Raw genomic sequence first — 23,293 nt, 5'->3', positions numbered from 1 at the left:
CGCGAGGATCCTGGCGGAGGGCGGGGCCGGGTGCGGTCAGGCGAGCCGCGGGTCGCGGTCCCGGGCCGCCCGCTCGTCGAAGACCCGCATGGCCTTGGCCGTGACCGGGCCCGGCGCCGCGGCGAGCTCCCGGCCGTCCACCCGGTGCACCGCCTGGACGTCACGCAGGGTGGAGGTCAGGAAGATCTCGTCGGCGCTCTCCAGGACGTCCAGCGGAAGGTCGGCCTCCTCCGCGCCGGTCCACTCCACGGCGAGGGCGCGGGTGATGCCCGCGAGGCAGCCGGAGGAGACGGGCGGGGTGAGGATCCGGCCGTCGACCACCACGAAGACGTTGGAGCCGGTGCCCTCGCAGAGCCGGCCGGCCGTGTTGCCGAACAGGGCCTCCGAGGCGCCGTGCTCGCGGGCCCTGGCGAGGGCGACGACGTTCTCCGCGTACGAGGTGGTCTTCAGTCCGGTGAGCGCGCCGCGTTCGTTGCGGGTCCACGGGACGGTGATCACGGCCGTGGAATCGGGGCGCCGGCCGGTCTCGCCGAGCGCCACGACCAGGCTGGGGCCCGCGTCGCCGCGCTCGGAGCCGAGCGGCGACAGACCGCCGGTGTACGTGATGCGCAGGCGGCCGAGCTCCATCGGGTTGGCCGCGAGCACGGCGGCGCAGGCGCGGCGGACCTCGTCGAGGTCGGGGTCGGGCAGGCCCAGGCCCCGGGCGGAGCGGGTGAGCCGCTCCAGGTGGAGAGTGAGAGCAAACGTTTCGCCGCGCTCGGCCTTGACCGTCTCGAAGACGCCGTCGCCGACCGTCAGACCGTGGTCCAGGACGGAGACCAGAGCCGTCCCGGCCTCGTGCAGTCCGCCGTTGACCCAGAGTTTCATCGAGATATGGCCTTTCCGCTCGCCTCGTACGCGCCGCTCGCCTCGTACCCGCCCGACGCTATCGCGACCAGGCGGGCGGCCTTCAGTTCGGTCTCCGCCCACTCGCGCTCCGGATCGGAGCCCCAGGTGATCCCCGCGCCGGTGCCGAAGCGCAGCACGCCCTCCGGGCGGTCGATCCAGAAGGTGCGTATGCCGACGGCCAGCTCGGCGGTGCGCCGGTCGGCGTCGACCCAGCCGATGCCGCCGCAGTAGGGACCGCGCGGGGCGGTCTCCAGGGCGTCGATGATCCGCAGGGCGCTGGACTTCGGGGCGCCGGTCACGGAGCCGGGCGGGAAGGTCGCGGCGAGCAGCTCGCCCCAGCCGGCGTCCTCGCGGAGCTCGCCGCGGACGGTGGAGACCAGGTGCACGAGCCCCGGGTGCGGTTCGACGGCGCAGAGCTCGGGCACGGTGACCGACCCGGTGGCGCAGACCCGGCCCAGGTCGTTGCGCACGAGGTCCACGATCATCACGTTCTCGGCGTGGTCCTTCTCCAGCAGGTCCTCGGCGGTCCGGCCGGTGCCCTTGATCGGGCCGGACTCGACCGTGCCGCCCGTGCGCCGCAGATAGAGCTCGGGCGAGGCGGTGGCGATCTCCACGCCGTGCGCGGGCAGGCGGATCGTTCCGGCGTACGGGGCGGGGTTGCCCCGGGCCAGGAGGGCGGTCAGCGCGTCGACGTCGGCGCGGGCCGGGTCGGGCAGCGGCGCGGACAGCACGCGGCAGAGGTTGGCCTGGTAGACCTCCCCGCGCGCGATGTGCTCGCGCACGCGGCGCACGCCGGCGGTGTACGCGGCGCGGTCGAGGGAGGACGTCCAGTCGCCGGCCGCGGGGCCGTGCCAGGCGCCGGGGACGGGCGCGGGAACGGGGTCGGGCCGTACGTCGCCGAAGCGGGCGCAGGTGAGACGGCCCTCGAAGTCCGCGCAGACGGCCCAGAAGCCGGCGGAGTCCAGCGCCTCGGGATCATGGGTGACGTCCCTGAGGTCGGTGGCGAGGAGGCCGCCGAAGCGGGCCAGAGGAGCGAGGGTGTGCACCCTTGCGAGTCTAGGGGCGCCGGGCCGGGCGGGGCGGGGGCCGTGATCCGCCCGTGGCCGCGACCGTGACGCCGGCCGGCGCGGCCCGGGCCGTGGGTCAGGAGGGGCCGCTGGGTGCCACCCGGGGAACACACGGAGTGAACGCCACGCGGACGCTCCCGGACCCCCTGGAGGGGGCGCAGGTCAGCACGCTGCGGAAACGCGTTTTTGTACTGGCCCAGGAATCCGCTAGAGTTCAACACGTCGCCGGGACGCGCAAGCGAAACGGAAACGACAAGCGGACGTGGCTCAGTTGGTAGAGCATCACCTTGCCAAGGTGAGGGTCGCGAGTTCGAATCTCGTCGTCCGCTCGATGTGGGGGATCTTCCCGAACCCCCGTAATCACTCCGGGTGGAGTGGCCGAGAGGCGAGGCAACGGCCTGCAAAGCCGTCTACACGGGTTCAAATCCCGTCTCCACCTCCAAGGACGATTAGCTCAGCGGGAGAGCGCTTCCCTGACACGGAAGAGGTCACTGGTTCAATCCCAGTATCGTCCACTGGACCCTCGGGTCCCCGGATCCTCGGATCCCCCGCGCGATTAGCTCAGCGGGAGAGCGCTTCCCTGACACGGAAGAGGTCACTGGTTCAATCCCAGTATCGCGCACGCAGTACCCGCACCCCTCGGGTGTCCCGCGCGATTAGCTCAGCGGGAGAGCGCTTCCCTGACACGGAAGAGGTCACTGGTTCAATCCCAGTATCGCGCACCACACACGAAGCCCCCGGCCGCTCCTCGCGGCCGGGGGCTTCGTCGTGCGCTCAGGAGGAGAAGAGCATGCGTCCGAAGCCACGGGGACGGTGGCCGTGGTGGCCGCCGTGGTGCGGGGCGCCCCAGGCCGGAGCGGCGGGCTGCGCCGGGTAGGCCGGCGGAGCGGGCGGGGCCGGCTGAGCCCACTGCGCCTCCAGGCGGGTCAGGGCCTCCAGCTCGCCGTAGTCCAGGAAGATGCCGCGGCAACCGCTGCACTGCTCGATCTGGACACCGTTGCGGTTGTAGGTGTGCATGGGCGCATGGCACTTGGGACACTGCATGCTGGAATCAACTCCCTGCCTTCGAATGGGACTCTCACCCTACGGGGACGCCGGCGGAGCCAACTCGGTTCGGACCGAGGCTATGCGGGCGCACGTGTCGATCATCACGTCCTCCACCTCGTCCAGCGGCCGCCCCTCCGCGGTCGACTTCGCCACGGCGAGAGCGGCGGTCTGCACCGTCAGGGCGCGGGCGGGCACGTCGAGCCGCGCCCAGGGACCGTCCGGCCGGGCGGCGGTGCCCGCCGGACCGGTGACCGCCGGGCCCGTCCTCGTCGCCGGGCCGCCGGCCGCCTCGTACGCGCCGAGGAAACGCGACCAGACCTCCGGCGGCAGCAGCCCGGCCGCGAACCACGCCGCGGGACGGGCCAGGTCCCAGGCCGGGTCGCCGATGCCCAGGTCGTCCACGTCGATCAGCCGCCAGTACGGGCCACCGCCCGGCCGCACGAGCTGGCCGAGGTGGAAGTCGCCGTGGCACAGCTCCCGGCGGTCCTCGTCCGGGTCCCGGGCCGGAAGGGTCGCCCAGGCGCGCAGCACCGTGGCCGCGGCCGGATGGTCCGGAGCCGTACGGCGCATCCGCGCAACCGCCAGCCCCACCTTCACCCGCGCCCGCATCGGCGGCAGGCCGGGCGGCGCCGGAGTCCGGTGCAGCAGGGCCAGCAGCCGGCCCGCCTCCTCCCAGGGCGCCGCGTCCGGAACCTCCGGGTCGACCGGCACCCCGAAGGGCCAGACCGTCAGCGGGCGCCCGTCCGCAAGGGCCTCGCGCCCGTCCGGCAGGGCCCGGGGCCCGGGTACGGGCGGCAGCAGGACACCCTCCAGGGCCGGCAGGCCCGCCAGCGCGACGCGCGCCCGCAGCTCCGCCGCGTCGCTGTCCGGCGCGTGCGCCTTCAGGACCACTCCCCCGTGCCGGACCACGGTGCCGTCGTCCCGGTCCGCGAGGAGGGAGACGGGGCAGGCACACGGCCGGCCGGCCGTCCCGGCCCCCTCGGTCGCGTCGGTCACGGCGGCCGTGCCGAGCGGGTGCGCGGCGGCGCGGGCGAGGGCGTGCAGCTCCCGGAGCGCGGTGTCGTCCACGCCGGGAGCCTACGCGGCGGCCCGGAACCGTTTGGGGCCCGGTGGCCTCGCACCGCTTCGGGCCCGGTGGCGCGGCCGCACCCGTTCCGGAAAAGCGCGAGGGCCGGTCAGCTCCCCAGCTGACCGGCCGCACGCTGCCGTCCGCCGCACCCCCGTCCCCACGGGGCTGAAGGCCGGATGTCCCCGACCCGGGCCGCTCTCCCGGGTCCGGGGCGCCGCTCAGCGCCCCAGCATCACGCCCACGGACGACGCCTGTGTGACCACCGCTTCCCAGCCGCCGAAGACGACCACGAGCAGGGTCGCGAGAGGGAGGACCATGGCGGTCGCCACCAGCGGGTGGCGGCGGCCGGAAGGGCGGGGGTTCATCCGCGGGGCCGGGTACGCCATGGTTCCTCTCCTGTCGTGTCTGGACGCGGCGGGTGCGGTGACCTCGGGGGACGAGTGCTGCACCCGCCGCTCGACCTCAAATCTAGGCAGCGACGGCCGCCCGGACGTCATGCCCGCGTACCGACTTCCGGGCCTCCCGGAGGATGACGGCCGTCCGCCCGGCGTACTCCCCTGGGTGGAGACGGCTCCGTCGGAATGAGGGTCTTCCCGGAGGGGTCCGCCGACGTCGCGTGACGTCGCTCACGTTTGCCGCCCGGCCACGGGGTGTCACGGGGGCCACAGGCCAACCACCCTGGTACGAAGGGGTGTTGACGACCGCACGGGCTGACCGGGCCTCAAGTGTGCCCCTCAGCACTGACAATCGAAGCGGCCGCGAGGGCGCGGCCTGTGAGCACGCCGGGGCGGCGGTACGTAAGCTGTGCCACGTCGAACGGACGAGGGGACGGACATGGCGATGATGCGGCTCCGGCGCGAGGACCCGCGGATCGTCGGGTCGTTCCGGCTCCACCGCAGGCTGGGAGCCGGCGGCATGGGAGTCGTGTATCTCGGCTCCGACCGGCGCGGACAGCGCGTGGCGCTCAAGGTGATCCGGCCCGACCTCGCCGAGGACCAGGAGTTCCGCTCCCGGTTCGCCCGCGAGGTCTCCGCCGCCCGGCGGATCCGCGGCGGCTGCACCGCCCGGCTCGTCGCCGCCGACCTCGAGGCCGAGCGTCCCTGGTTCGCCACCCAGTACGTGCCCGGCCCCTCCCTGCACGACCGCGTCGCCGAGGAGGGCCCCCTGCGGGCCGCCGACGTCGCCGCCATCGGCGCCGCCCTCTCCGAGGGGCTGGTGGCCGTGCACGAGGCCGGCGTCGTGCACCGGGACCTCAAGCCGTCCAACATCCTGCTCTCCCCCAAGGGCCCCCGGATCATCGACTTCGGGATCGCCTGGGCCACCGGCGCCAGCACCCTCACCCACGTCGGCACCGCCGTGGGCTCCCCGGGCTTCCTCGCGCCCGAGCAGGTCCGGGGCGCGGCCGTCACCCCCGCCACCGACGTCTTCTCGCTGGGGGCCACCCTGGCGTACGCGGCCATGGGCGACTCCCCGTTCGGCCACGGCAGCTCGGAGGTCATGCTCTACCGCGTCGTCCACGAGGAGCCGCAGCTCCACGGCGTACCCGACGCGCTCGCCCCGCTCGTCCGGGCCTGCCTGGCCAAGGACCCCGAGGAACGCCCCAGCACCCTCCAGCTGTCGATGCGGCTCAAGGAGATCGCCGCACGCGAGGCCCAGGGGCTCCCCGCCGCCACCCGGCCGCCCGGCCAGCGGGAACGCGTCGAGGAACGCAGCACCCTGCGGCCCACCGAGCGCTACACCGAACGTTCCACGGAGCGGTCCGGCGGGCGGCCCGGTGAGCGGGGTGCGGGCGAGGGCGGTGCCGGTGACCGGCCCACCGGGGGGCACGGGCGTCCCTCCGGTGCCCGGCCGTCCGCGTCCCGGCCGTCGGGGCCCCGTACGGGCGGGGGCTCCCGTGCTCCCAAGTCGCGGCCCGGCACCCGGCCGGGGGCGCGGACCACGTCCACGGGGCTCCGGCCGGCCAATCCGCGGCTGCTGCGTCAGCGGCTGTTCGTCTTCGTCGTCGTGACGCTCGTCGTCGCGCTGGGCATCGCCGCGGCGCAGGCGATCCAGGGATGACGGCGGAGCCGGTCGGCGCCGGCTCTCCGGTCCGAGCCGGTGCTCCGGCCGGGGCCGTCGCGGGCCGGAGCTACGGCCGGAACTACGGCTGCGGGCGGCCGCTCGTGACCGCGTAGAACGCCACGGCCGCCGCCGCGCCCACGTTCAGCGAGTCGACCCCGTGCGCCATCGGAATGCGCACCCACTCGTCCGCCGCGCGCAGCGCCTGCGTCGACAGGCCCTCGCCCTCCGCGCCCAGCATCAGCGCGACCCGGTCGAGCCGGTGCGGAGCGGCCTCGTCGATGGAGGTGGCCCGCTCCGCAGGGGTCAGCGCGAGGACCTTGAAGCCCGCCTCCCGTACGGCCTCCAGACCGCGCGGCCAGGTCTCCAGACGGGAGTACGGGACCGAGAACACCGCACCCATCGACACCTTCACCGACCGGCGGTAGAGCGGATCGGCGCAGTCCGGGGAGAGCAGCACGGCGTCCATGCCGAGAGCGGCCGCACTGCGGAAGATCGCGCCGATGTTGGTGTGGTCGTTCACCGACTCCATCACCGCGACCCGGCGGGCCGAGCCGAGCAGTTCCGTGGCGTCCGGCAGCGGTTTGCGCTGCATCGACGCCAGGGCGCCGCGGTGCACGTGATAGCCCGTGACCCGCTCGGCGAGGTCGGGCTGCACCGCGTACACCGGGGCCGGGACCTCGTCGATCACGTCCCGCATCGCGTCGACCCACTTGGCCGACAGCAGCATCGACCGCATCTCGTACCCCGCCTGCCTCGCGCGGCGGATCACCTTCTCGCCCTCGGCGATGAACAGTCCCTCGGCGGGCTCGCGTCTGCGGCGCAGCTCGACATCGGTCAGACCGGTGTAGTCGCGCAGACGCGGGTCGTCGGGGTCGTCGATCGTGATGAGTTCGGCCACGGGGTGATACTGCCTTGTCCGGGGGGTGATGCCCATGCTCGGGCGGGGGTGAGGTGGCGGGGCGGGGCCGGTGGGTTACTTCACCAGCTTGTCGGGGCCCTCGTGCACCACGTCGCCGATGACGATGACCGCCGGCGGGCGGACCTCCTCGGCCTTCACGGTCTCGGCGACCGTCGCCAGCGTCGCGTCGACGCGGCGCTGGGTGGCCGTGGTGCCCTCCTGGACCAGGGCCAGGGGCGTGTCCGGCGACTTGCCGTGGGCGATCAGCGCCTCCGCGATCTTTCCGATCTTGTCGACGCCCATCAGGACGACCAGGGTCCCGGTGAGCTTCGCCAGGGAAGCCCAGTCCACCAGGGAACGCGGGTCGTCCGGGGCCACGTGGCCGCTGACCACCGTGAACTCGTGCGCCACACCGCGGTGCGTGACGGGGATCCCGGCGGCACCCGGCACCGAGATCGAGCTGGAGATGCCCGGCACCACGGTGCAGGCGATGCCCTCGGCGGCCAACGCCTGGGCCTCCTCCATGCCGCGGCCGAAGACGAACGGGTCGCCACCCTTGAGGCGGACGACGGACCTGCCCCGCTTGGCGTGCTCGATCAGCGCGTTGTTGATGGCCTCCTGGGCCATGAAACGGCCGTACGGGATCTTCGCCGCGTCGATCACCTCCACGTGCGGAGGGAGCTCCGAGAGCAGGTCGCGCGGGCCCAGGCGGTCCGCGATGACGACGTCCGCCTCGGCGAGGAGCCGGCGGCCCCGGACGGTGATGAGGTCCGGGTCCCCCGGGCCGCCGCCGACCAGGGCGACGAACGGGGTGCGGGAGCGGTGGGAGGGAGCCGTGATCGAGCCGTCGCGGAGGCCCTCGACGACGACGTCCCGGACGGCCGCCGAGCGGCGCGGGTCGTGGCCCGTGAGGACCGCGACGGTCACGCCCTCGCTGTGGCCGGTGGCCGGCGTCCAGGCCGTGGCCGCCTCGGCGTCGTCGGAGCGCACGCACCAGGTGCGGGTCCGCTCGGCCTCGGCGGAGATGGCGGCGTTCGCCACCGGGTCGGTGGTCGCGACGAGGGCGTACCAGGCGTCGGCCAGGTCCCCTTCCTCGTAACGGCGCTTGATCCAGGTGATCTCCCCGGCCTCGGCCATCGCGTCCACGGACGGCGTGGCGGAGGGGGAGATCAGGGTGACCGACGCTCCCGCCGCGATGAGGGCCGGGAGCCGGCGCTGGGCGACCTGGCCGCCGCCGAACACGACGACGCGGCGGCCGGCGAGGCGCAGTCCGACGGGGTAGGCGGGGTGCTCGGCGGGGACGGCGTGCTCGGCCATGGTGCGGGCGGCTCCTCTGAAGGGGCGGTGTGTGCCCCAAACGATAGCGGTGACCTGCGGGTTCATCGCTGTGACGGATCTCCCCCGGGCCGAGCGCCGTCGGTCGGTGCGCGGAGGACGTGCGGGGCCCCCACTCCCCGGTGGGCGGGAGTGGGGGCGCGTGCGGCCGGTGCTACTTCTCCGTGACGCCCGCGGAGTCGAACGTGGCGACCTCGTGCATCGCACGGGCGGCGCTCTGGACCACCGGGAGCGCCAGGAGGGCTCCGGTGCCCTCGCCGAGGCGCAGGTCCAGGTCGACCAGGGGGCGCAGGCCCAGCTTGTTGAGCGCGGCGACGTGGCCCGGCTCGGCGCTGCGGTGGCCCGCGATGCAGGCGGCCAGCGACTCGGGGGCGATGGCGCGGGCCACGAGGGCGGCCGCGCCGGTGGAGACGCCGTCGAGGATGACCGGGGTGCGGAGCGAGGCCGCGCCCAGGATCAGGCCGACCAGTGCCGCGTGCTCCAGGCCGCCGAGCGCCGCGAGGACGCCGATCGGGTCCGCCGGGTCCGGCTTGTGGAGGTCGAGGGCGCGCCGGACCACGTCCACCTTGCGGGCGTGCATCTCGTCGTTGATGCCGGTGCCGCGGCCGGTGACCTCGGTCGGGTCCACTCCCGTGTAGACGGAGATGAGGGCCGCGGAGGCGGTGGTGTTGGCGATGCCCATCTCGCCGGTGAGGAGGGCCTTGTTGCCGGCGGCGACGAGGTCGCGGGCGGTCTCGATGCCCACCTCGATCGCCGCGACCGCCTCCTCGCGGGTCATGGCCTGGGTGAGCGTGAAGTCGGCGGTGCCCGCGCGGACCTTGCGCGGCAGCAGGCCCGGCGTCGCGGGGAGGTCGCCGGCGACGCCCACGTCGATGACGCAGACCTCGGCGCCCACCTGGTTCGCGAAGGCGTTGCAGACCGCGCCGCCGCCGAGGAAGTTCGCGACCATCTGGCCGGTCACCTCCTGAGGCCAGGCGGTGACGCCCTGGGCGTGCACCCCGTGGTCACCGGCGAAGATCGCCACGGCGGCCGGCTCGGGGACCGGCGGCGGGCAGACCCGGGAGAGGCCCGAGAGCTGGGCGGAGATGATCTCCAGCATGCCCAGGGCGCCCGCGGGCTTGGTCATCCGCTTCTGGCGCTCCCACGCCTCGCCGAGCGCCTTGGCGTCCAGCGGGCGGATGTTGGCGACGGTCTCCTGGAGCAGGTCGTGCGGCTCCTCGCCGGGCAGGGCGCGGCGGCCGTACGTCTCCTCGTGGACGACCCAGGACAGCGGGCGGCGCTTGGACCAGCCCGCCTGCATCAGCTCGGGCTCCTCGGGGAACTCGTCGACGTAGCCGACGCACAGGTACGCGACCACTTCGAGGTGCTCGGGCAGGCCAAGGGCGCGGACCATCTCGCGCTCGTCGAAGAAGCTGACCCAGCCGACGCCCAGGCCCTCGGCGCGGGCGGCGAGCCACAGGTTCTCGACGGCGAGCGCCGAGGAGTACGGGGCCATCTGCGGCTGCGTGTAGCGGCCGAGGGTGTGGCGGCCGCCCCGGGTCGGGTCGGCGGTCACGACGATGTTGACCGGGGTGTCGAGGATGGCCTCGATCTTCAGTTCCTTGAACTGCTTCGCCCGGCCCTTGGGGAGGGACTTGGCGTACGCCTCGCGCTGGCGCATGGCGAGCTCGTGCATCGTCCGGCGGGTCTCGGCGGAGCGGATGACGACGAAGTCCCACGGCTGCGAGTGGCCGACGGAGGGCGCCGTGTGGGCCGCCTCCAGGACGCGCAGGAGCACCTCGTGCGGGATGGGGTCGGAGCGGAAGCCGTTGCGGATGTCGCGGCGCTCGCGCATCACGCGCAGCACGGCCTCCCGCTCGGCCTCGTCGTAGCCGGGGGCGCGGTCGGGCGACGCGCCGTCGGGCTGCTCGCCGTCCGGCTGCTCACCGACGACCGGCTCCTCGGCGCTCTGCTCGGGGGCGGCCGGGGCCTGAAGGCTCTGTTCCTGGAGGCTCTGCTCCGGGGCGGCCGGGGCCTCGGCGGGGACCGTCCCGGCCGACGGCTCCTCGGTGGGCGGCTCGGCGGCGGGAGCCGCCTCGGCCGGGTGCGCGGCGGCGGGGGGCGCCTCGGCCGACGGCTCCTCGGCCGGCAGGGCTTCGGCCGGGAGGGCTTCGGCCGACGGCTCCTCGGCCGGGAGGGGCTCGGTCGGGGCGGCCTCGGCGGGCAGCTCTTCGACCGGGGGCGCCTGGGCGACGGGCGCCTCGGGCGCGGGGGCGTCCGGCACCGGCTGCTGGACGGGCGGTGCCTCGGCCACCGCTGCCTCGGCGGCCGGGGCCTCGGGCGTGGGCTGCGCGGCCACCGCCGCCTCGGGCGCGGGCTGCTCGACCGCCGCCGCCTCGGGCGCGGGCTGCTCGGCGGACGGGGCCGCTTCGGAGGGCGCCTGCGCCGTCGGCTCGGCGGGCGCGGGGGCCTCGGCCGCCGCTTCCTCGACGATCACGACGGCGGCGGGGGCGGGGGCCTCCGCCTCGGCCGGGAGCTCCTCCGCCGGCGCCGGTGCCTCCGCCTCGGGGGCGGCCTCCACCGGGGCCTCGGCCACAGGCTCGGGGGCCTCCACCACGGCCACCACCACGGGCTCCGCCTCCGGCGCGCGCGGGGCGGGGACCTCGGCGACGGGCTCGGCGGCCTGCTCGGCCACCGGCGCCTCGGCGTGGGCCTGGACCGCCGGCGTCTCCGCGGCGACCGGGGCCGGCTCCTCGACGGGCGCGGGGGCCGGGGCGGGCTCCTCCGCGACCTGGGCGGCCTCCGGCTCGGGCTGCGGGGTCGGGGCGAGGTGCGGGGTCGTCGGGACGGAGCCCTCGACCGGGACGAACTGGGCGACGGGGGGGGACGACCGTTTCTGCGGGGGCGGCCTCCCCGGGAGCGGCGACGGGCTCCTGCGGCTGCGCCGGCCACGGCATCGCGCCCTGGGGGGCGGTCTGCTGGTCCTGCGGTGCGGGCTGCTGGTCCTGCGGCGGCACGTCGAAGTACTGCGGGCCCTCGGTCGGCGGTCCCGGGGTGCGGACCGGCATCGGGGCGGGTGCCGTCGCGGCGACCGGGGCGGGCTGCGGGGCCGGGGCGGGCTGCGGGGCCGGGGCGGCGGCGGGTCCGCGGTCGGCCAGCGAGCGCACCACGCCGGCACCGGCCTCGGGGACGGGCGGGCCCATGTGCAGGGGGCGGCGGGCGGGCGGGGGGGTCGGCGCACCGGCCTCCGGCACGCGGACCGCGCCCAGGTCCACCGAGCCGGAGTCACGGCCCGCGGCCTCGTGGGCACCGGTGTCGAGGACGCCCGGCTCGTAGCCGTGGTCGAACACCGGCTCCGTCGGCACGCCGTGCGCCGGGGTGCCCTGCTGCGGGACCTGCACGCCGTGCGGCGGGGTGGCGGTCACCTGCTCGATCGGGGCGGTCAGCGGGTCCACCGGTGCGGGCACCGCCACGGGCGGCGCGGGCTGGACGCCCGGCTGGTGCTCGCTCCAGGCGCCCTGTGAGCCGGGCATCAGGAGCAGGTCGTCGTCCTCGGCTGCGTTCTCGGAGGGGTCCAGGAAGGTGTACGCGTCCGGAGCGGGGATGCCCGGCTGCTCGACCATGCCTGCGTTCTCCGGCAGCCCCTCGCCCGGGATCTGGCCGGTGTCCGTCATGCTGCGTACCCCTCGCCCATCGGTTGTGCTCCTTCAGACCGTGCCCGTCAACAAGAACGAGCGTGCGCGCCGCGCGGCACGAGGCGCGCGGACACCCTTGCATTGTCGCGGCCTCGGGCCATCGTGGCAGGCGGATCCGCCACGGTGCGCTGTGGACTGCGCCACGTCGCGCCGTCCCCCACTGCTCCGTACCACATCAGCGGCCCAATGGGGCCACTACTTCCGGACATTGGCGGCCAAAACGCCGCACGTCTGGGTGCGGTACAACAATCGGCCAGCCTACCCCGCCCCGCCGACAGCGCGATCACGGGTGGGGCGTCAGGCCCTGTGCCCGGACAGGAGGAAGACGACGGAGCGGGCGCGCTCGGTCCAGTCGCGCGGGTCGAGGCCGACGGTCTGGAGCAGGGAGCATTCGACCGCGTAGCCGCCGTCGGCGAGGGCGGCGCCGACGGCCTCGGCCTCGTCGCGGGTGGCGGCGTGCGCGACGATCCGCTCGGGCCTGCGGTCGGTGCAGGCGGTGACGACGGGCACTCCCCCGCCGCCGATGCGGACGACGTCGGGCTCGGGCAGGCTCTCCAGGACGTGCGGGGCGCGGCCGGGAACGGTCTGGAGCTGGACGCCGGCGTGCCGGGCCGCGGCCGAGGTGCGGGCGCACGCCCCGGGCTCGCTGTCGACGGCGATGACGGCGGCGCCGAAGCGGGCGGCCTCGACGGCGAAGGCGCCGCCGGCGCAGCCGATGTCCCAGACGAGGTCGCCGAGCCGCGGGCCGAGGCGGGCGAGTTGGGCGGCGCGCAGGGTGGCGTCCTGGCCGGTGTGGCCGCCGGTCTCCTCGGTAGGCAGGGCCCAGCCGCGTACGGCGGGCGTGTCGTGGCCCATCAGCCAGCCCGCGGCGGAGTTGCCGCCGCCGATGACGAGGACGACGTTGGGGTCGCGCCAGGCGTGGTCGGCGGCCTTGTCGGAGGTGAGGACGCTGACCTGTTCGCGTTCGGTGCCGAGGGCCTCGCAGATGACGAAGGTGCGGTGGACGCCGTCGAGGAGGAGGGCGAGTTCGGCGGGTCCCGCGCCGGGCGAGGTGAGGACGGCGACCTTGGGATGGGCGCGGCAGACGTTGACGGCGCGGCGCAGGGTGCGCTGGTGGGCGACGACGATCCGGGCGTCGTCCCAGGGCATGCCGGCGCGGGCGAAGGCGGCGGCGACGGAGGACACGGCGGGGACGACCTCGACCTCCAGGCCGTGTTCGGGGGCGCGCAGGGTGCGGACGACGCCGAAGAAGCCGGGGTCGCCGTCGGCGAGGACGACGGCGGTGCCGCGGTGGGCGGCGATGCGGCGGGCGGCGAGGTCGACGCTGCCGAGGCGGACGCGTTCGGCGGCGGGCGGCACTTCGGGCAGCGCCAGGTGGTGCGCGGCGCCGGCCACGAGGGTGGCGGCGGCGAGGGCGGACCGGGCCGCCGCGGTGAGGGGTGAGCCGTCCCAGCCGATCACCGTGACCCGGTCGGCCATCTGTGTCTGTCTCCCTCAGTGTGTGCAGGTCAGGGGCTGGTCCGAGCCTACCGGGGCGGTCAGCTCCAGTCGGCGTAGGTGGAGTAGCCGGCCTCGGCCATCTGGTCGGCGACGCCGTCGAGGTCCTCGGGGAGGAGGCTCCAGACGATGAGGTCGGTGCGGATGTCGGCCCATTCGCCGGACTCGGTCTGGCTGCGCGCTATCCAGGCGTTGCGCAGGACGCCCTCGCTGATGCAGCCGATCTTCTGGGCGACCTGCTGGGAGGCGGTGTTGTCGGCGGCGGTACGCAGTTCGAGCCGTTCGAAGCCGCGGTCGCCGAAGAGCCACTGGGCGACGGCGAGGACGGACTCGGTGGCGTACCCCTCGCCGCGGGCCCAGGGGGCGGTCACATAGGCGACCTCGGTGGCGCGCGTGCGCCAGTTGGTGTTGTGGAGGTGGACGGTGCCGACGAGGCGCTGGGTGAGGAACTCGGTGACGGCGAAGACGATCCCGCGGCCTTCGGTGCGTTCAGCAGGAGCGATCCTGCGGACCCATGTCTCGGCGTCCGCACGGGTGTACGGGTGCGGTACCGCGGTCCAGGCCACGACGAGTTCGTCGTTCATCATCTCCACGAAGGCGGGGATGTCGGCCTCTTCGTACGCGCGCAGCACCAACCGGTCCGTGCTGATGGAGATGGACGGGAAGGTCGTAGTCATGCGCAGCTCCATACGTGAAGACCGTGAACGCACAGCATGCAGCATCGGGATGCCGCGGCGCATGCGCGGGTGAGCCGAAGGCCCCGCGTGCCGGACGGGGCGCGCGGGGCCTTCGGTGCGAGGGCGGTACCGCCGCGACTACTTCGCGGGGGTGCCGAAGGCCGGGACGACCGAGCCCTTGTAGGTGTCCTCGATGTACTTCTTCACCTCGGGCGAGTTGAGGAGCTCGACGAGCTTCCGGACGCGGGCGTCCTTCTCGTTGCCCTCCTTGACCGCGAGGAAGTTGGCGTAGGGGTTGCCCTGCGCCTTCTCCAGGACCAGGGCGTCCTTCGCGGGCTGGAGCTTGGCCTCGATGGCGTAGTTGCCGTTGATGACGGCGGCGTCGACGTCGTTCAGGGCGCGGGGCACGGTGGCGGCCTCCAGCTCCTTGAACTCCAGGCCCTTCTTGTCGGTGATGTCGGAGAGCTTGGCGTCGGTGCCGACGCCCGCCTTGAGGGTGATGAGCCCGTTGTCGGCGAGCAGGTGCAGGGCGCGGCCCTCGTTGGTGGTGTCGTTGGGGACGGCGACGGTCTGGCCGGCCTTGATGTCCTTCACCGACTTCAGGCTCTTGGAGTAGAGGCCGAGCGGCTCCAGGTGGACGTTCACCACCGGGACGATGTGGGTGTTGTTCTTCTTGTTGAAGTCGTCGAGGTACGGCTTGTGCTGGAAGAAGTTGGCGTCGACCTGGCCGGTCTCGGTGGCGGTGTTCGGCAGGACGTAGTCCGTGAACTCGCGCACCTGCAGCTTCAGGCCCGCCTTCTCGGCGAGGTTCTTCTCGACGAACTCGAGGATGTCGGCGTGCGGCGTCGGGGACGCGGCGACGACGAGGGGCTTGTCGGCGGAGCCGGCGCCGTCCTTGGTGGAGGACGGGTCGGAGGAGGTGCCGCAGGCGGTGAGGCCGAGGGCGAGGGCGGCGGTGGCGGCGATGCCCGCGGTGAGCTTGGTGTTCTTGCGCACGAAGAGTGCCTCTTTCCGGTGGAGCGGTGGTCGCCTGGACAACAAGTCCGGGCTTTTCTTCGGGGTACGAAGTCGGGGGTGCCGTTACGCGGTGCGGCCGCGGCGGGCGAGGAGGCGGACGATCCCGTCACCGATGAGCTGGACGACGGTGACGATCACGACCAGGACGACGACGGTGACCAGCATGAAGGTGGTGTCGAAGCGCTGGTATCCGTAGGTGACGGCCTTGGAGCCGAGTCCTTCGCCGCCGACCGCGCCGGCCATCGCGGAGTAGCCGATGAGCACGATCACGGTGGTGGTGACGGCGGAGACGAGGGAGGGCAGGGCCTGCGGGAGCAGGACCTTGCGGACGATGGTGGGGATGCCGCCGCCCATGGCCTGGACGGCCTCGACGAGTCCGTGGTCGACCTCGCGGATCGCGGTCTCGACGAGCCGGGCGAAGAAGGGGATGGCGCCGATGGCGAGCGGCACGATCATCGCGGTGGGGCCGATGAAGGTGCCGACGACGAGGGTGGTGAAGGGGATCAGCGCGATCAGCAGGATGATGAAGGGCAGCGAGCGGCCCACGTTCACGATCGCGCCGACGACCTTGTTCACCGGCAGGTTCTGCAGCAGTCCGCCCTTGTCGGTGAGGACGAGCAGGATGCCGAGGGGCAGGCCGCCGATGACGGTGACGACGGTGGCCCACAGGACCATGTAGAGGGTGTCGACGGTGCCCTGCTCGAGCAGCGGCTGCATCTCGGACCAGGTCACTTGGCACCTTCCTTCGCCAGGACCGGGGCCTCGGCGGGCGCCGGGCGGTCCTGCGGTTCGACGATCTCGATCTGGAGGCCCTGCTCGCGCAGGAAGCCGACCGGGACGACGTTGTCCTCGTAGCGGCCGGGGAGTTCGATCCGCATGCGGCCGATCTGGCGGTCGCCGACGGTGTCCATGGCGGCGCCGAGGATCGAGATGTCGATGTTGTACGTACGGGAGAGCTGGGAGATCACCGGCTGGGTGGCGGTCTCGCCGTGGAAGGTGACGTCCACGACGGTCCGGTCGGGGCCAGTGGCGGCGCCGCTGACGGGGAAGAGCTCGGCGGCCAGCTGGGAGCCGGGGGTGGCGAGCAGTTCGCCGACGGTGCCGGACTCGACGATGCGGCCCTTCTGCATGAGGGCGGCGGAGTCGCAGATGGTCTTGACGACGTCCATCTCGTGGGTGATGAGCAGGACGGTGAGGCCGAGCTGCTGGTTGAGGTCGCGCAGCAGCTGGAGGATGGAGCGGGTGGTCTCCGGGTCGAGGGCGCTGGTGGCCTCGTCGGAGAGGAGGACCTTGGGCTTGCCGGCGAGGGCGCGGGCGATGCCGACGCGCTGCTTCTGGCCGCCGGAGAGCTGGCCGGGGTAGGCCCTGGCCTTGTCGGCGAGGCCGACGAGGTCGAGGAGTTCCAGGGCGCGGCGGCCGCGTTCGGCGCCGGAGACGCCGAGGATCTCCAGGGGGAGCTCGATGTTGTCCTTGACGGTGCGCGAGGACAGCAGGTTGAAGTGCTGGAAGACCATGCCGATGCTGCTGCGGGCGCGGCGCAGGTCCTTGCCGGCGCGGCGGCTCCTGCCGGCGAGGGCGGTGAGGTCGACGCCGTCGACGGTCACGGTGCCGGAGGTGGGGCGCTCCAGGAGGTTGACGCAGCGGATGAGCGAGGACTTTCCGGCGCCGCTCTGGCCGATCACGCCGAAGACCTCGCCCTCGCGGACATGGAGGTCGACGCCGTCCAGAGCGGTGACCTGGCGGCCTCGCGACTCGTAGACCTTGGTCAGGCCCGAAGTGGTGATCACAGGATTTCCGTCACTGTCGAGTGCGCGGCGCGGGGTCCGCCGTGCACGGGGCATTCGTCGTTGGACAGTCAGGCGCAGGCGGTCGCTGTCGCGGCTGGTGGCCGGGAGGCAGCGCGTGCGCGGGGCGGGGCTCGGTCCGGGACCCGGGGGTGCGGACCGGCTCGGCCGTCGGGGGCTCGCTTCGGGGCGCGAGTCTCTGGCGGGGGCCCTCAGATGGCGCACATTCGACACGTACAACGAGCACCGGGCGGCGTGATCGCCTCGGTCGCAAGGGTGCGGCTGCTCGTCGTGGTCATGGCTGCAAGTAAAGCATGCACATGTGCGAACGAAAGCGGAGTGTCCGTATAGCGGACAGAAGTGAGACGCCATGCGGACAGTCCGGTGCGGCCGGGCGGTGCGGGCCGGCCTCGGCTCCCCGCAGGTGGCCGGGCCCGGCACCGGTCCCCGCGAGACGCGCGCCGGGGCCGTTCGCACGCGCGGTTGTGGCGAAGACCACGGTGTCCGGGTCCCGGCGGCCGGGGGCCGCGCGCATCGGGCCATTCGGCCCGTAATACCCTCGGGCGCATGCTTGACGCCCTGACGGTCGCGGTCTCGGTGGCCGCGCTCGCCCTCGCCGCCTGGTGCGGCTTCGCCTTCACCCGCGACCAGCCGACCAAGGACTGGCACTTCATCGGCATGGCCGTGGTGACCTTCCTCGCCCTGGTGCAGCTGGTGGTCGGCATCGTGCAGCTGGCGCGCGGCGAGAAGGCCGAGGAGGGCGCGACGATCTTCGTCGCCTATCTGCTGGGCTCGCTGTGCGCGGTGCCCGCGGCCGGTCTGCTGTCGCTGACCGAGCGCAGCAAGTGGGGTTCGGCGACGGTGGCGGCCGGTGCGGTGGTCCTCGCCGTGCTCGAAGTGCGTCTCCACGACATCTGGACGGTGGGCTGACCATGACCGCGACCGAGGGGACCAGCCGCCTGGTCAAGGGGCCGGGCCTGCTGCTGGTGTGGCTGTACGGCGTGATGTCGGTGGGCGCGGTCTCCCGCTCGGTCTACCAGATCGCCACCGAGTTCGACCGGGCACCGCTCGCGTACGGCCTGTCGGCGGTGGCGGCCGTGGTGTACGCCTTCATCACCTACACGCTGGTACGGGGCGGGGAGACGGCCCGCAAGGCGGCGCTGGTGTGCTGCGCCGCCGAGCTCGCGGGGGTGCTGACCGTCGGGACGTGGACGCTGGTCGAGCCGTCGGCGTTCCCGGACGCGACGGTGTGGTCGGACTACGGCTACGGCTACGTCTTCATCCCGGTGCTGCTGCCGCTGACCGGCCTCTGGTGGCTGCGCCGCGCGCGTACCGCCTGAGCCGTCCGCTAGAACGCGGCGACGACCAGGGCGAGGGCGCCGCAGGCGTCGAAGACGCCGCACCACTCCGACCACTGCCGGGGCGCGACCCGTGCCGTCACGAAGTGCACGGCGTCCCACACGGCGTGGCCCAGCCAGCCGGCGGCCAGGACGAGCAGGGCGAGGGTGCCGTCCACGGCCACGGCGAGCAGGGCGACGGCGGCGAAGCCGACGAGGGCGGCGAGCTGTACGGCGAGGACGCGCGGGGGCCGCAGTTCGCCGCGCAAGGCGCCGAAGAGCAGGTAGAACAGCGGCATCGCGGCGAGGACCGCCGCGAGGAACGCGGGTGACGGCCCGCCGTCGAGGAACGTGAGGGCCGCCAGGGCCAGGGCGACCAGCGTGGGCCAGCGGTGCGTGAACGCGGGCAGGCGGTGGGCGAGTGCGTGCATCGGGTGCCTCCGGGGCGGACGGACCAGCGGGCGAGTGCGGCGCGTGCGGGCACGTGCGCGTCGAGGACCACTGTCCCGGCGGCCGGGGCCGCCGGGAAGCGGTGCGCGGTCCGGTGTCCGTCCCCTTGGGGTAGCGGTCCTTCCGGCATAGGGTCGGGCGCATGGCGGAGCGGCTCATGGTGGTGGTCGGTTACGAGGCGGCCGAGCTGTTGGACATCGCATGCGTGACCACGACCCTGGCCATGGCCAACGGTATCGGCGCGCCCGCGGTCCCGTACCGGGTGCTCCTGGCGGGTCCGGGCGGTGGCCCGATGGTCTGCGGCTCGGGCCTCGTCCTCGGCGGCGAGCAGTCCCTCGAACGGCTGACCGGCCCTCTCGACACACTGATCGTCTCGGGCGGTACGGGCTTCGAGCGGGCGGCCGCGGACACCCGGCTCGTCGGGCACGTGCGGCGGCTCGCGCGGGAGAGCCGGAGGGTGGCGTCGGTCTGCACGGGTGCAGGGGTGCTGGCCGCCGCCGGGCTGCTGGACGGCCGGCGGGCGACCACGCACTGGCGGTTCGCGCGGCAGCTCGCCGAGCGGCATCCGGAGGTGACCGTGGACCCCGCCCCCATCTACGTCCGCGACGGACACGTCTACACGGCGGCGGGCGTCACCAGCGCCCTCGACCTCACGCTCGCCTTCGTCGAGGAGGACCACGGTCCCGAACTGGCCCGGCAGGTGGCCCGGGACCTCGTGGTCTACCTGCAACGCCCGGGCAACCAGGCGCAGATGAGCCTGTTCACCGCCACGCCGCCGGCCCGTGACGACGTGGTCCGGGGGCTCGTGGAGCACATCGCGGCCCATCCGGACGCCGATCTGAGCACAGCGGCGCTCGCCGCCCGGGCGGGGGTGACGCCCCGCCACCTCACCCGTCTCTTCACGGAGCAGCTGGGCCGGGCGCCGGGCCGCTATGTGCGGCAGGCCCGCACGGAGGCGGCGGCGCAGCTGCTCGCCTCGACGACGCTGCCGATGGCCGGGGTGGCGGCGCGCTGCGGGTTCGGCAGCGCGGAGGCGCTGCGACAGGCGTTCACCGAGCGGTTCGGGATCGCCCCGTCCCGCTACCGGGCGGCGATGCGGCCCGCCTAGGGGGCGGGCCGCGGGGAGCGGGCGGGGCGGGGGCGGGGCGTGCTCGGCTAGGCGGCCTTCTCCAGGGTGACGAGGGTGAGGCGGGGGCCGATCTCGCGGGTGGCGACCTGCTCGTATCCCTTGCTGCGGTAGAGCCGCAGATTGGCCTCGCTGCGGTGGCCGGTGAAGAGCTGGAAGCGCTTGGCGGCGGGGGCGGGCTCGCCGGCGAAGTGGCTCTCGACGACGTCGAGGAGCCGGCCGCCGAGGCCGTGGCGCTGGAGGCGGGGGTGGACGATGAGCTTGGAGATCCGGACGGTGCCGTCCTCGTCGAGCCGGCCGCGTACGGAGGCGACGATCTCGGAGCCGAGGCGGGCGACGAAGCCCCGGCCCTCGACGAGTTCGGCCCGCAGGGCGTCGAGCGACTGGGTGAGCGGCTCGATGGACCAGTCCTGGTAGATCTCGGCCTCGCGCTGGTAGCAGAGGTACTGCAGCTTGAGGATGTGCTCCGCGTCCTGCGCGTCTGCCGCTGAGATGGTCACGCTCATGCCCATGTGCGCATGCCTCCCGCTCACCTGGTCCGCCGTCGGTCTACGGCACCCTTCCCCGTGCGACCGGGGCGGGAACCTCCGCAGCGAGCATTCTGCGCAGGCATCCCAGGCAACGGGAACGCATCGGCCCCAGACTGCCCTGTGAGATACCCAACGCTCCTGCGATTTCGCGGTAGGTGGGGTCGTCCGGGTGCAGCATCGCGGCGAGCAGCCGGGGGCAGCGGCCGGGGGTGCGGCGGACGGCGGCGCGCAGGGTGCGGCGGCGCTCGGCGACGAGGGCGGAGTGCTCGGGGGAGCGCTGTGCCTCCTGGGCCGGTTCGCCGCGGTAGGGCCGTTCGCGGGCGGAGGCCCGGCGGGCGCGGCGGGCCTCGGCGCGCACGGCCCGGCGCAGCCAGTCGGCGGGGTGTTCGGGGGGTCCGTCCTCCTGGAGCCGTTCCAGGAGCCGCAGCCAGACGGCCTGTTCGAGGTCTCCGGCCTCCATGCCGGCGGCCGGTGCCTCCGCCCGGGACTCGGCGGCGAGCAGGGGCGTGAGGGCGGTGAGCAGCCTCTCGTGGGAGGTGCGGTGCGCGGGGCTAGTCATGCCCGCCACGATGCGGTGTGGGCCGGGCCCGGTTGCGGGCCCGGCCCGGAACCACCCGGTCGGGCGTACGGCCGGATGTTGGATCCGATATCCGATGTCCAGTATCCGATGTCCAGTATCCGATGCCGGGCTAGCGGATCCAATCCGGCGGCCCTCAGCGCGCCGCGAAGTCCGCCGCCGCCAGCAGGGCCGTGTCGGGGTTGTCGGAGAAGATGCCGTCGATCCCGGTGGCGAAGTACCGCTGGAGGGCGCCGAAGGAGTCCCCGTACGCGGCCGGGTCGGTGCCCCGGCGGTGTTCGGCGGGCAGGAAGGTGTTCTCGTTGCGGTGGGTGTACGGGTGGAGGATCAGGCCCCGCGCGTGGGCGTCGCGGACCAGGGTGGTCGGGCTGCCGAGCCTGCCGTCCTTGTCCTTGGGGATGACGAGGTCGAGCAGCGGGCCGATGCCCTGGGCGTAGGAGGCGATCCAGGCGAGGCCCTCGGGGGTGATCAGGTCGGCGACGGTGCGCGGGTCACCGGCCTCGCGGAAGTCCCAGGGCCGGTCGTCGGGGGTCCACAGGAGCACGACCCGGGGCGTGTCGACGAGCTTCGCCATCCGCTGCATGCTGGTCGGCTCGAACGACTGGAGGAAGGTCGGCGAGTCGGCGCGGTGGCGGCCGTGGCGGCGCAGCAGCCGGGCGAGCCGCTCCTCCAGGCCGAGGCCGAGGGAGCGGAAGTAGGTGGGGTGCTTGGTCTCGACGTGCAGCCACACCTCGCGGCCCCTGCGGCGGCCCTCCTGCTCGGCCCAGCGGAGCACCTCCTCGAAGGTGGGGATCGTCCAGCGGCGGTCGTAGAGGGTGTTCTCCTGGCGGGTGGCGGGGATGCGCTCCTTGGCCCGCAGGGTCTTGAGCTCGGCGAGGGTGAAGTCCTCGGTGAACCAGCCGGTGAGGGTGGTGCCGTCGACGGTCTTGGTGGTCTTCCGGGAGGCGAACTCGGGGTGGTCGGCGACATCGGTGGTGCCGGTGATGTCGTTCTCGTGACGGCACACCAGATGGCCGTCCCGGGTGGGGACGAGGTCCTGCTCAATGACGTGGGCGCCCAGGTCCAGGGCGAGCTGGTAGGCGCCGATGGTGTGTTCGGGGCGGTAACCGCTGGCGCCCCGGTGGGCGATGACCGTGGGGACGGGCAGGGAGCGGTGACCCCGGCCGGGGCCCGTGCGGCGGGCGGCGCCCGGGGCGGTGTCGGCGGCGACCGCCTGCTGCACGGCCTGCGCGGTGCCGCCGGCGAGGACGGTGGAGCCGCCCAGGACGGCGGCTCCGGCCGCTCCGAGGACCGCTCGTCGGGCCGGGGTCCGGCGCTCGGGCTGTGTCATGAAGACTCCTTGGTCTGTCGGTGTGATGTCCCGCACCTGTCAAAGCTGTCCACGACGCTAGGCACTGATGCCCTACGGACGGCAGACCTGGGCGGAACACGGCGGAAACACACGTCAACACGGTGTATCCAGTCGGTGAACCCGATGTGCGACCGGACGTGACCCGCGAGTATCGTCGCCACCTGCACCGTCGGCTCCGCCGAGCCGCCCACCCGACACCGGAGGAACCGTTGTCCCGTCTCGCGATCATGAAGGCCGTCCTGGGCCCGGTCCTGCGCCTCATGTTCCGCCCGCGCGTCGAGGGCGCCGAGAACGTCCCGGGCACGGGACCCGTCATCCTCGCGGGCAACCACCTGACCTTCATCGACTCGATGATCATGCCGATCTGCCTGGACCGCCCGGTGTTCTTCATCGGCAAGGACGAGTACGTCAAGGGCAAGGGCATCAAGGGCCGGCTGATGGCCTGGTTCTTCACCAGCGTCGGCATGATCCCGGTGGACCGCGACGGCGGCCGCGGCGGTGTCGCCGCGCTGATGACGGGCCGTCGGGTCCTGGAGGAGGGCCGGATCTTCTCGATCTACCCCGAGGGCACCCGCTCCCCCGACGGCCGCCTCTACCGCGGCCGCACCGGCATCGCCCGGCTCACCCTGATGACGGGCGCCCCGGTGGTTCCCTTCGCGATGATCGGCACCGACAAGATCCAGCCGGGCGGCGCGGGCATCCCGCGGCCCGGCCGGGTGACGGTCCGGTTCGGGGAGCCGATGGAGTTCTCGCGCTACGACGGCATGGACCGCGACCGGTACGTGCTGCGGGCGGTGACGGACTCGGTGATGGCGGAGGTCATGCGGCTCTCGGGCCAGGAGTACGTCGACATGTACGCCACCAAGGCGAAGGAAGCCGCGTAACGCGGCACGAAGGCGCCCCCGTAC

Annotated in this window: 20 protein-coding genes, 5 tRNA genes and 2 pseudogenes; 10 read left to right on the top strand and 17 right to left on the bottom strand. The window is 73.9% G+C overall.

Annotated features, from left to right (window positions below; translation table 11 throughout):
* Positions 1-36: 36 nt before the first annotated feature.
* On the bottom strand, positions 37-867 hold the full coding sequence (locus ABD954_RS28225; RefSeq protein ID WP_345490196.1) for an aminotransferase class IV: 831 nt from the start codon (positions 865-867) through the stop codon (positions 37-39).
* Complete coding sequence (locus tag ABD954_RS28220; protein WP_345490195.1) at positions 864-1,934, bottom strand: chorismate-binding protein; 1,071 nt, start codon at positions 1,932-1,934, stop codon at positions 864-866. The genes ABD954_RS28225 and ABD954_RS28220 overlap by 4 nt, the downstream gene beginning before the upstream one ends.
* Before the next feature lie 277 nt (positions 1,935-2,211).
* On the opposite strand from ABD954_RS28220, the gene ABD954_RS28215 reads away from it, so the two are divergent.
* The 5 genes from ABD954_RS28215 to ABD954_RS28195 all read left to right on the top strand — a co-directional run bounded on the left by ABD954_RS28215 (position 2,212) and on the right by ABD954_RS28195 (position 2,680).
* Positions 2,212-2,284: transfer RNA gene (locus ABD954_RS28215), tRNA-Gly, on the top strand.
* Between the two features lie 39 nt (positions 2,285-2,323).
* A tRNA-Cys gene (locus ABD954_RS28210) sits at positions 2,324-2,397 on the top strand.
* 1 nt (position 2,398) lies between these two features.
* Positions 2,399-2,470, top strand: a tRNA-Val gene (locus ABD954_RS28205).
* Between the two features lie 35 nt (positions 2,471-2,505).
* Positions 2,506-2,577: transfer RNA gene (locus tag ABD954_RS28200), tRNA-Val, on the top strand.
* Between the two features lie 28 nt (positions 2,578-2,605).
* A tRNA-Val gene (locus ABD954_RS28195) sits at positions 2,606-2,680 on the top strand.
* A 49-nt stretch (positions 2,681-2,729) separates the two neighbouring features.
* Here the strand turns inward: ABD954_RS28195 and ABD954_RS28190 are convergent.
* From ABD954_RS28190 to ABD954_RS28180, 3 genes are all read right to left on the bottom strand, one after another.
* Positions 2,730-2,999: a TFIIB-type zinc ribbon-containing protein gene (locus tag ABD954_RS28190; protein ID WP_345490194.1), complete on the bottom strand. Its 270-nt coding sequence runs from the start codon at positions 2,997-2,999 to the stop codon at positions 2,730-2,732.
* Positions 3,000-3,038: 39 nt separating this feature from the next.
* Entirely contained in the window at positions 3,039-4,070 is a 1,032-nt protein-coding gene (locus tag ABD954_RS28185) for a phosphotransferase family protein (protein ID WP_382745584.1), read from the bottom strand.
* A 219-nt stretch (positions 4,071-4,289) separates the two neighbouring features.
* Positions 4,290-4,457, bottom strand: coding sequence for a hypothetical protein (locus tag ABD954_RS28180; protein ID WP_345490193.1), 168 nt, complete (start codon positions 4,455-4,457; stop codon positions 4,290-4,292).
* A 448-nt stretch (positions 4,458-4,905) separates the two neighbouring features.
* Between ABD954_RS28180 and ABD954_RS28175 the strand changes: the two genes are divergently transcribed.
* Complete coding sequence (locus tag ABD954_RS28175; protein WP_345490192.1) at positions 4,906-6,129, top strand: serine/threonine-protein kinase; 1,224 nt, start codon at positions 4,906-4,908, stop codon at positions 6,127-6,129.
* 82 nt (positions 6,130-6,211) lie between these two features.
* Here the strand turns inward: ABD954_RS28175 and ABD954_RS28170 are convergent, their stop codons facing one another.
* The 8 genes and pseudogenes from ABD954_RS28170 to ABD954_RS28135 all read right to left on the bottom strand — a co-directional run bounded on the left by ABD954_RS28170 (position 6,212) and on the right by ABD954_RS28135 (position 17,017).
* Positions 6,212-7,030: a TrmH family RNA methyltransferase gene (locus ABD954_RS28170; RefSeq protein ID WP_345490191.1), complete on the bottom strand. Its 819-nt coding sequence runs from the start codon at positions 7,028-7,030 to the stop codon at positions 6,212-6,214.
* Positions 7,031-7,105: 75 nt separating this feature from the next.
* The gene (gene cobA / locus ABD954_RS28165; protein WP_345490190.1) at positions 7,106-8,347 is read right to left on the bottom strand and encodes a uroporphyrinogen-III C-methyltransferase; all 1,242 of its coding nucleotides are present in this window, start codon (positions 8,345-8,347) and stop codon (positions 7,106-7,108) included.
* Between the two features lie 172 nt (positions 8,348-8,519).
* Positions 8,520-12,018, bottom strand: a pseudogene (gene cobT / locus ABD954_RS28160) (nicotinate-nucleotide--dimethylbenzimidazole phosphoribosyltransferase).
* A gap of 318 nt (positions 12,019-12,336) precedes the next feature.
* On the bottom strand, positions 12,337-13,518 hold the full coding sequence (cbiE, locus tag ABD954_RS28155; RefSeq protein WP_345490189.1) for a precorrin-6y C5,15-methyltransferase (decarboxylating) subunit CbiE: 1,182 nt from the start codon (positions 13,516-13,518) through the stop codon (positions 12,337-12,339).
* A gap of 59 nt (positions 13,519-13,577) precedes the next feature.
* Entirely contained in the window at positions 13,578-14,225 is a 648-nt protein-coding gene (locus ABD954_RS28150) for a GNAT family N-acetyltransferase (protein WP_345490188.1), read from the bottom strand.
* Positions 14,226-14,351: 126 nt separating this feature from the next.
* Positions 14,352-15,209, bottom strand: a complete 858-nt coding sequence (locus ABD954_RS28145) for a MetQ/NlpA family ABC transporter substrate-binding protein (RefSeq protein WP_345490187.1) — start codon at positions 15,207-15,209, stop codon at positions 14,352-14,354.
* An 84-nt stretch (positions 15,210-15,293) separates the two neighbouring features.
* A complete protein-coding gene (locus ABD954_RS28140; protein WP_345490186.1) occupies positions 15,294-15,962 on the bottom strand; it encodes a methionine ABC transporter permease in 669 nt (222 codons plus the stop codon).
* Positions 15,959-17,017 (bottom strand): methionine ABC transporter ATP-binding protein, encoded by a 1,059-nt coding sequence (locus ABD954_RS28135; protein WP_345490185.1) that lies wholly within the window; start codon positions 17,015-17,017, stop codon positions 15,959-15,961. Before ABD954_RS28135 ends, ABD954_RS28140 begins: the two co-directional genes overlap by 4 nt.
* Before the next feature lie 564 nt (positions 17,018-17,581).
* Between ABD954_RS28135 and ABD954_RS28130 the strand changes: the two genes are divergently transcribed.
* Positions 17,582-17,944, top strand: coding sequence for a hypothetical protein (locus ABD954_RS28130; RefSeq protein ID WP_345490183.1), 363 nt, complete (start codon positions 17,582-17,584; stop codon positions 17,942-17,944).
* A 2-nt stretch (positions 17,945-17,946) separates the two neighbouring features.
* Positions 17,947-18,354: a hypothetical protein gene (locus ABD954_RS28125; protein ID WP_345490181.1), complete on the top strand. Its 408-nt coding sequence runs from the start codon at positions 17,947-17,949 to the stop codon at positions 18,352-18,354.
* Positions 18,355-18,362: 8 nt separating this feature from the next.
* On the opposite strand, the gene ABD954_RS28120 is transcribed toward ABD954_RS28125, so the two are convergent.
* Positions 18,363-18,782 carry a hypothetical protein gene (locus ABD954_RS28120; RefSeq protein ID WP_345490179.1) on the bottom strand — a complete coding sequence of 140 codons (420 nt, stop codon included), beginning with the start codon at positions 18,780-18,782 and terminating at the stop codon, positions 18,363-18,365.
* Positions 18,783-18,943: 161 nt separating this feature from the next.
* Here ABD954_RS28120 and ABD954_RS28115 point away from each other — a divergent pair.
* Positions 18,944-19,926: pseudogene (locus ABD954_RS28115) on the top strand (GlxA family transcriptional regulator); the annotation flags it as partial.
* 30 nt (positions 19,927-19,956) lie between these two features.
* On the opposite strand, the gene ABD954_RS28110 reads toward ABD954_RS28115, so the two are convergent.
* From ABD954_RS28110 to ABD954_RS28100, 3 genes are all read right to left on the bottom strand, one after another.
* Positions 19,957-20,439, bottom strand: coding sequence for a GNAT family N-acetyltransferase (locus ABD954_RS28110; RefSeq protein ID WP_345490175.1), 483 nt, complete (start codon positions 20,437-20,439; stop codon positions 19,957-19,959).
* A 37-nt stretch (positions 20,440-20,476) separates the two neighbouring features.
* Positions 20,477-21,016, bottom strand: coding sequence for a sigma-70 family RNA polymerase sigma factor (locus tag ABD954_RS28105; RefSeq protein WP_345490173.1), 540 nt, complete (start codon positions 21,014-21,016; stop codon positions 20,477-20,479).
* Positions 21,017-21,170: 154 nt separating this feature from the next.
* Positions 21,171-22,364, bottom strand: a complete 1,194-nt coding sequence (locus tag ABD954_RS28100) for a glycerophosphodiester phosphodiesterase (protein ID WP_345490171.1) — start codon at positions 22,362-22,364, stop codon at positions 21,171-21,173.
* Positions 22,365-22,594: 230 nt separating this feature from the next.
* Here ABD954_RS28100 and ABD954_RS28095 point away from each other — a divergent pair, with 230 nt between their 5' ends.
* Positions 22,595-23,269 (top strand): lysophospholipid acyltransferase family protein, encoded by a 675-nt coding sequence (locus tag ABD954_RS28095; RefSeq protein WP_345490169.1) that lies wholly within the window; start codon positions 22,595-22,597, stop codon positions 23,267-23,269.
* Positions 23,270-23,293: the final 24 nt, after the last annotated feature.

Origin of the sequence: Streptomyces roseoviridis (genome assembly GCF_039535235.1) — a bacterium.
Classification (GTDB): Bacteria; Actinomycetota; Actinomycetes; order Streptomycetales; family Streptomycetaceae; genus Streptomyces; species Streptomyces roseoviridis.
Note: the sequence above shows the minus strand (reverse complement) of the source record. Positions and strands in the feature narration are given on the sequence as shown.

What these genes read in the sequence shown, in the direction of transcription:
- ABD954_RS28225 (WP_345490196.1), bottom strand. Translation starts at nt 867, where the DNA reads ATGAAACTCTGGGTCAACGGCGGACTGCACGAGGCCGGGACGGCTCTG.
- ABD954_RS28190 (WP_345490194.1), bottom strand. Translation starts at nt 2,999, where the DNA reads ATGCAGTGTCCCAAGTGCCATGCGCCCATGCACACCTACAACCGCAAC.
- ABD954_RS28180 (WP_345490193.1), bottom strand. Translation starts at nt 4,457, where the DNA reads ATGGCGTACCCGGCCCCGCGGATGAACCCCCGCCCTTCCGGCCGCCGC.
- ABD954_RS28175 (WP_345490192.1), top strand. Translation starts at nt 4,906, where the DNA reads ATGGCGATGATGCGGCTCCGGCGCGAGGACCCGCGGATCGTCGGGTCG.
- cobA (WP_345490190.1), bottom strand. Translation starts at nt 8,347, where the DNA reads ATGGCCGAGCACGCCGTCCCCGCCGAGCACCCCGCCTACCCCGTCGGA.
- cbiE (WP_345490189.1), bottom strand. Translation starts at nt 13,518, where the DNA reads ATGGCCGACCGGGTCACGGTGATCGGCTGGGACGGCTCACCCCTCACC.
- ABD954_RS28150 (WP_345490188.1), bottom strand. Translation starts at nt 14,225, where the DNA reads ATGGAGCTGCGCATGACTACGACCTTCCCGTCCATCTCCATCAGCACG.
- ABD954_RS28130 (WP_345490183.1), top strand. Translation starts at nt 17,582, where the DNA reads ATGCTTGACGCCCTGACGGTCGCGGTCTCGGTGGCCGCGCTCGCCCTC.
- ABD954_RS28125 (WP_345490181.1), top strand. Translation starts at nt 17,947, where the DNA reads ATGACCGCGACCGAGGGGACCAGCCGCCTGGTCAAGGGGCCGGGCCTG.
- ABD954_RS28120 (WP_345490179.1), bottom strand. Translation starts at nt 18,782, where the DNA reads ATGCACGCACTCGCCCACCGCCTGCCCGCGTTCACGCACCGCTGGCCC.
- ABD954_RS28110 (WP_345490175.1), bottom strand. Translation starts at nt 20,439, where the DNA reads ATGGGCATGAGCGTGACCATCTCAGCGGCAGACGCGCAGGACGCGGAG.
- ABD954_RS28105 (WP_345490173.1), bottom strand. Translation starts at nt 21,016, where the DNA reads ATGACTAGCCCCGCGCACCGCACCTCCCACGAGAGGCTGCTCACCGCC.
- ABD954_RS28100 (WP_345490171.1), bottom strand. Translation starts at nt 22,364, where the DNA reads ATGACACAGCCCGAGCGCCGGACCCCGGCCCGACGAGCGGTCCTCGGA.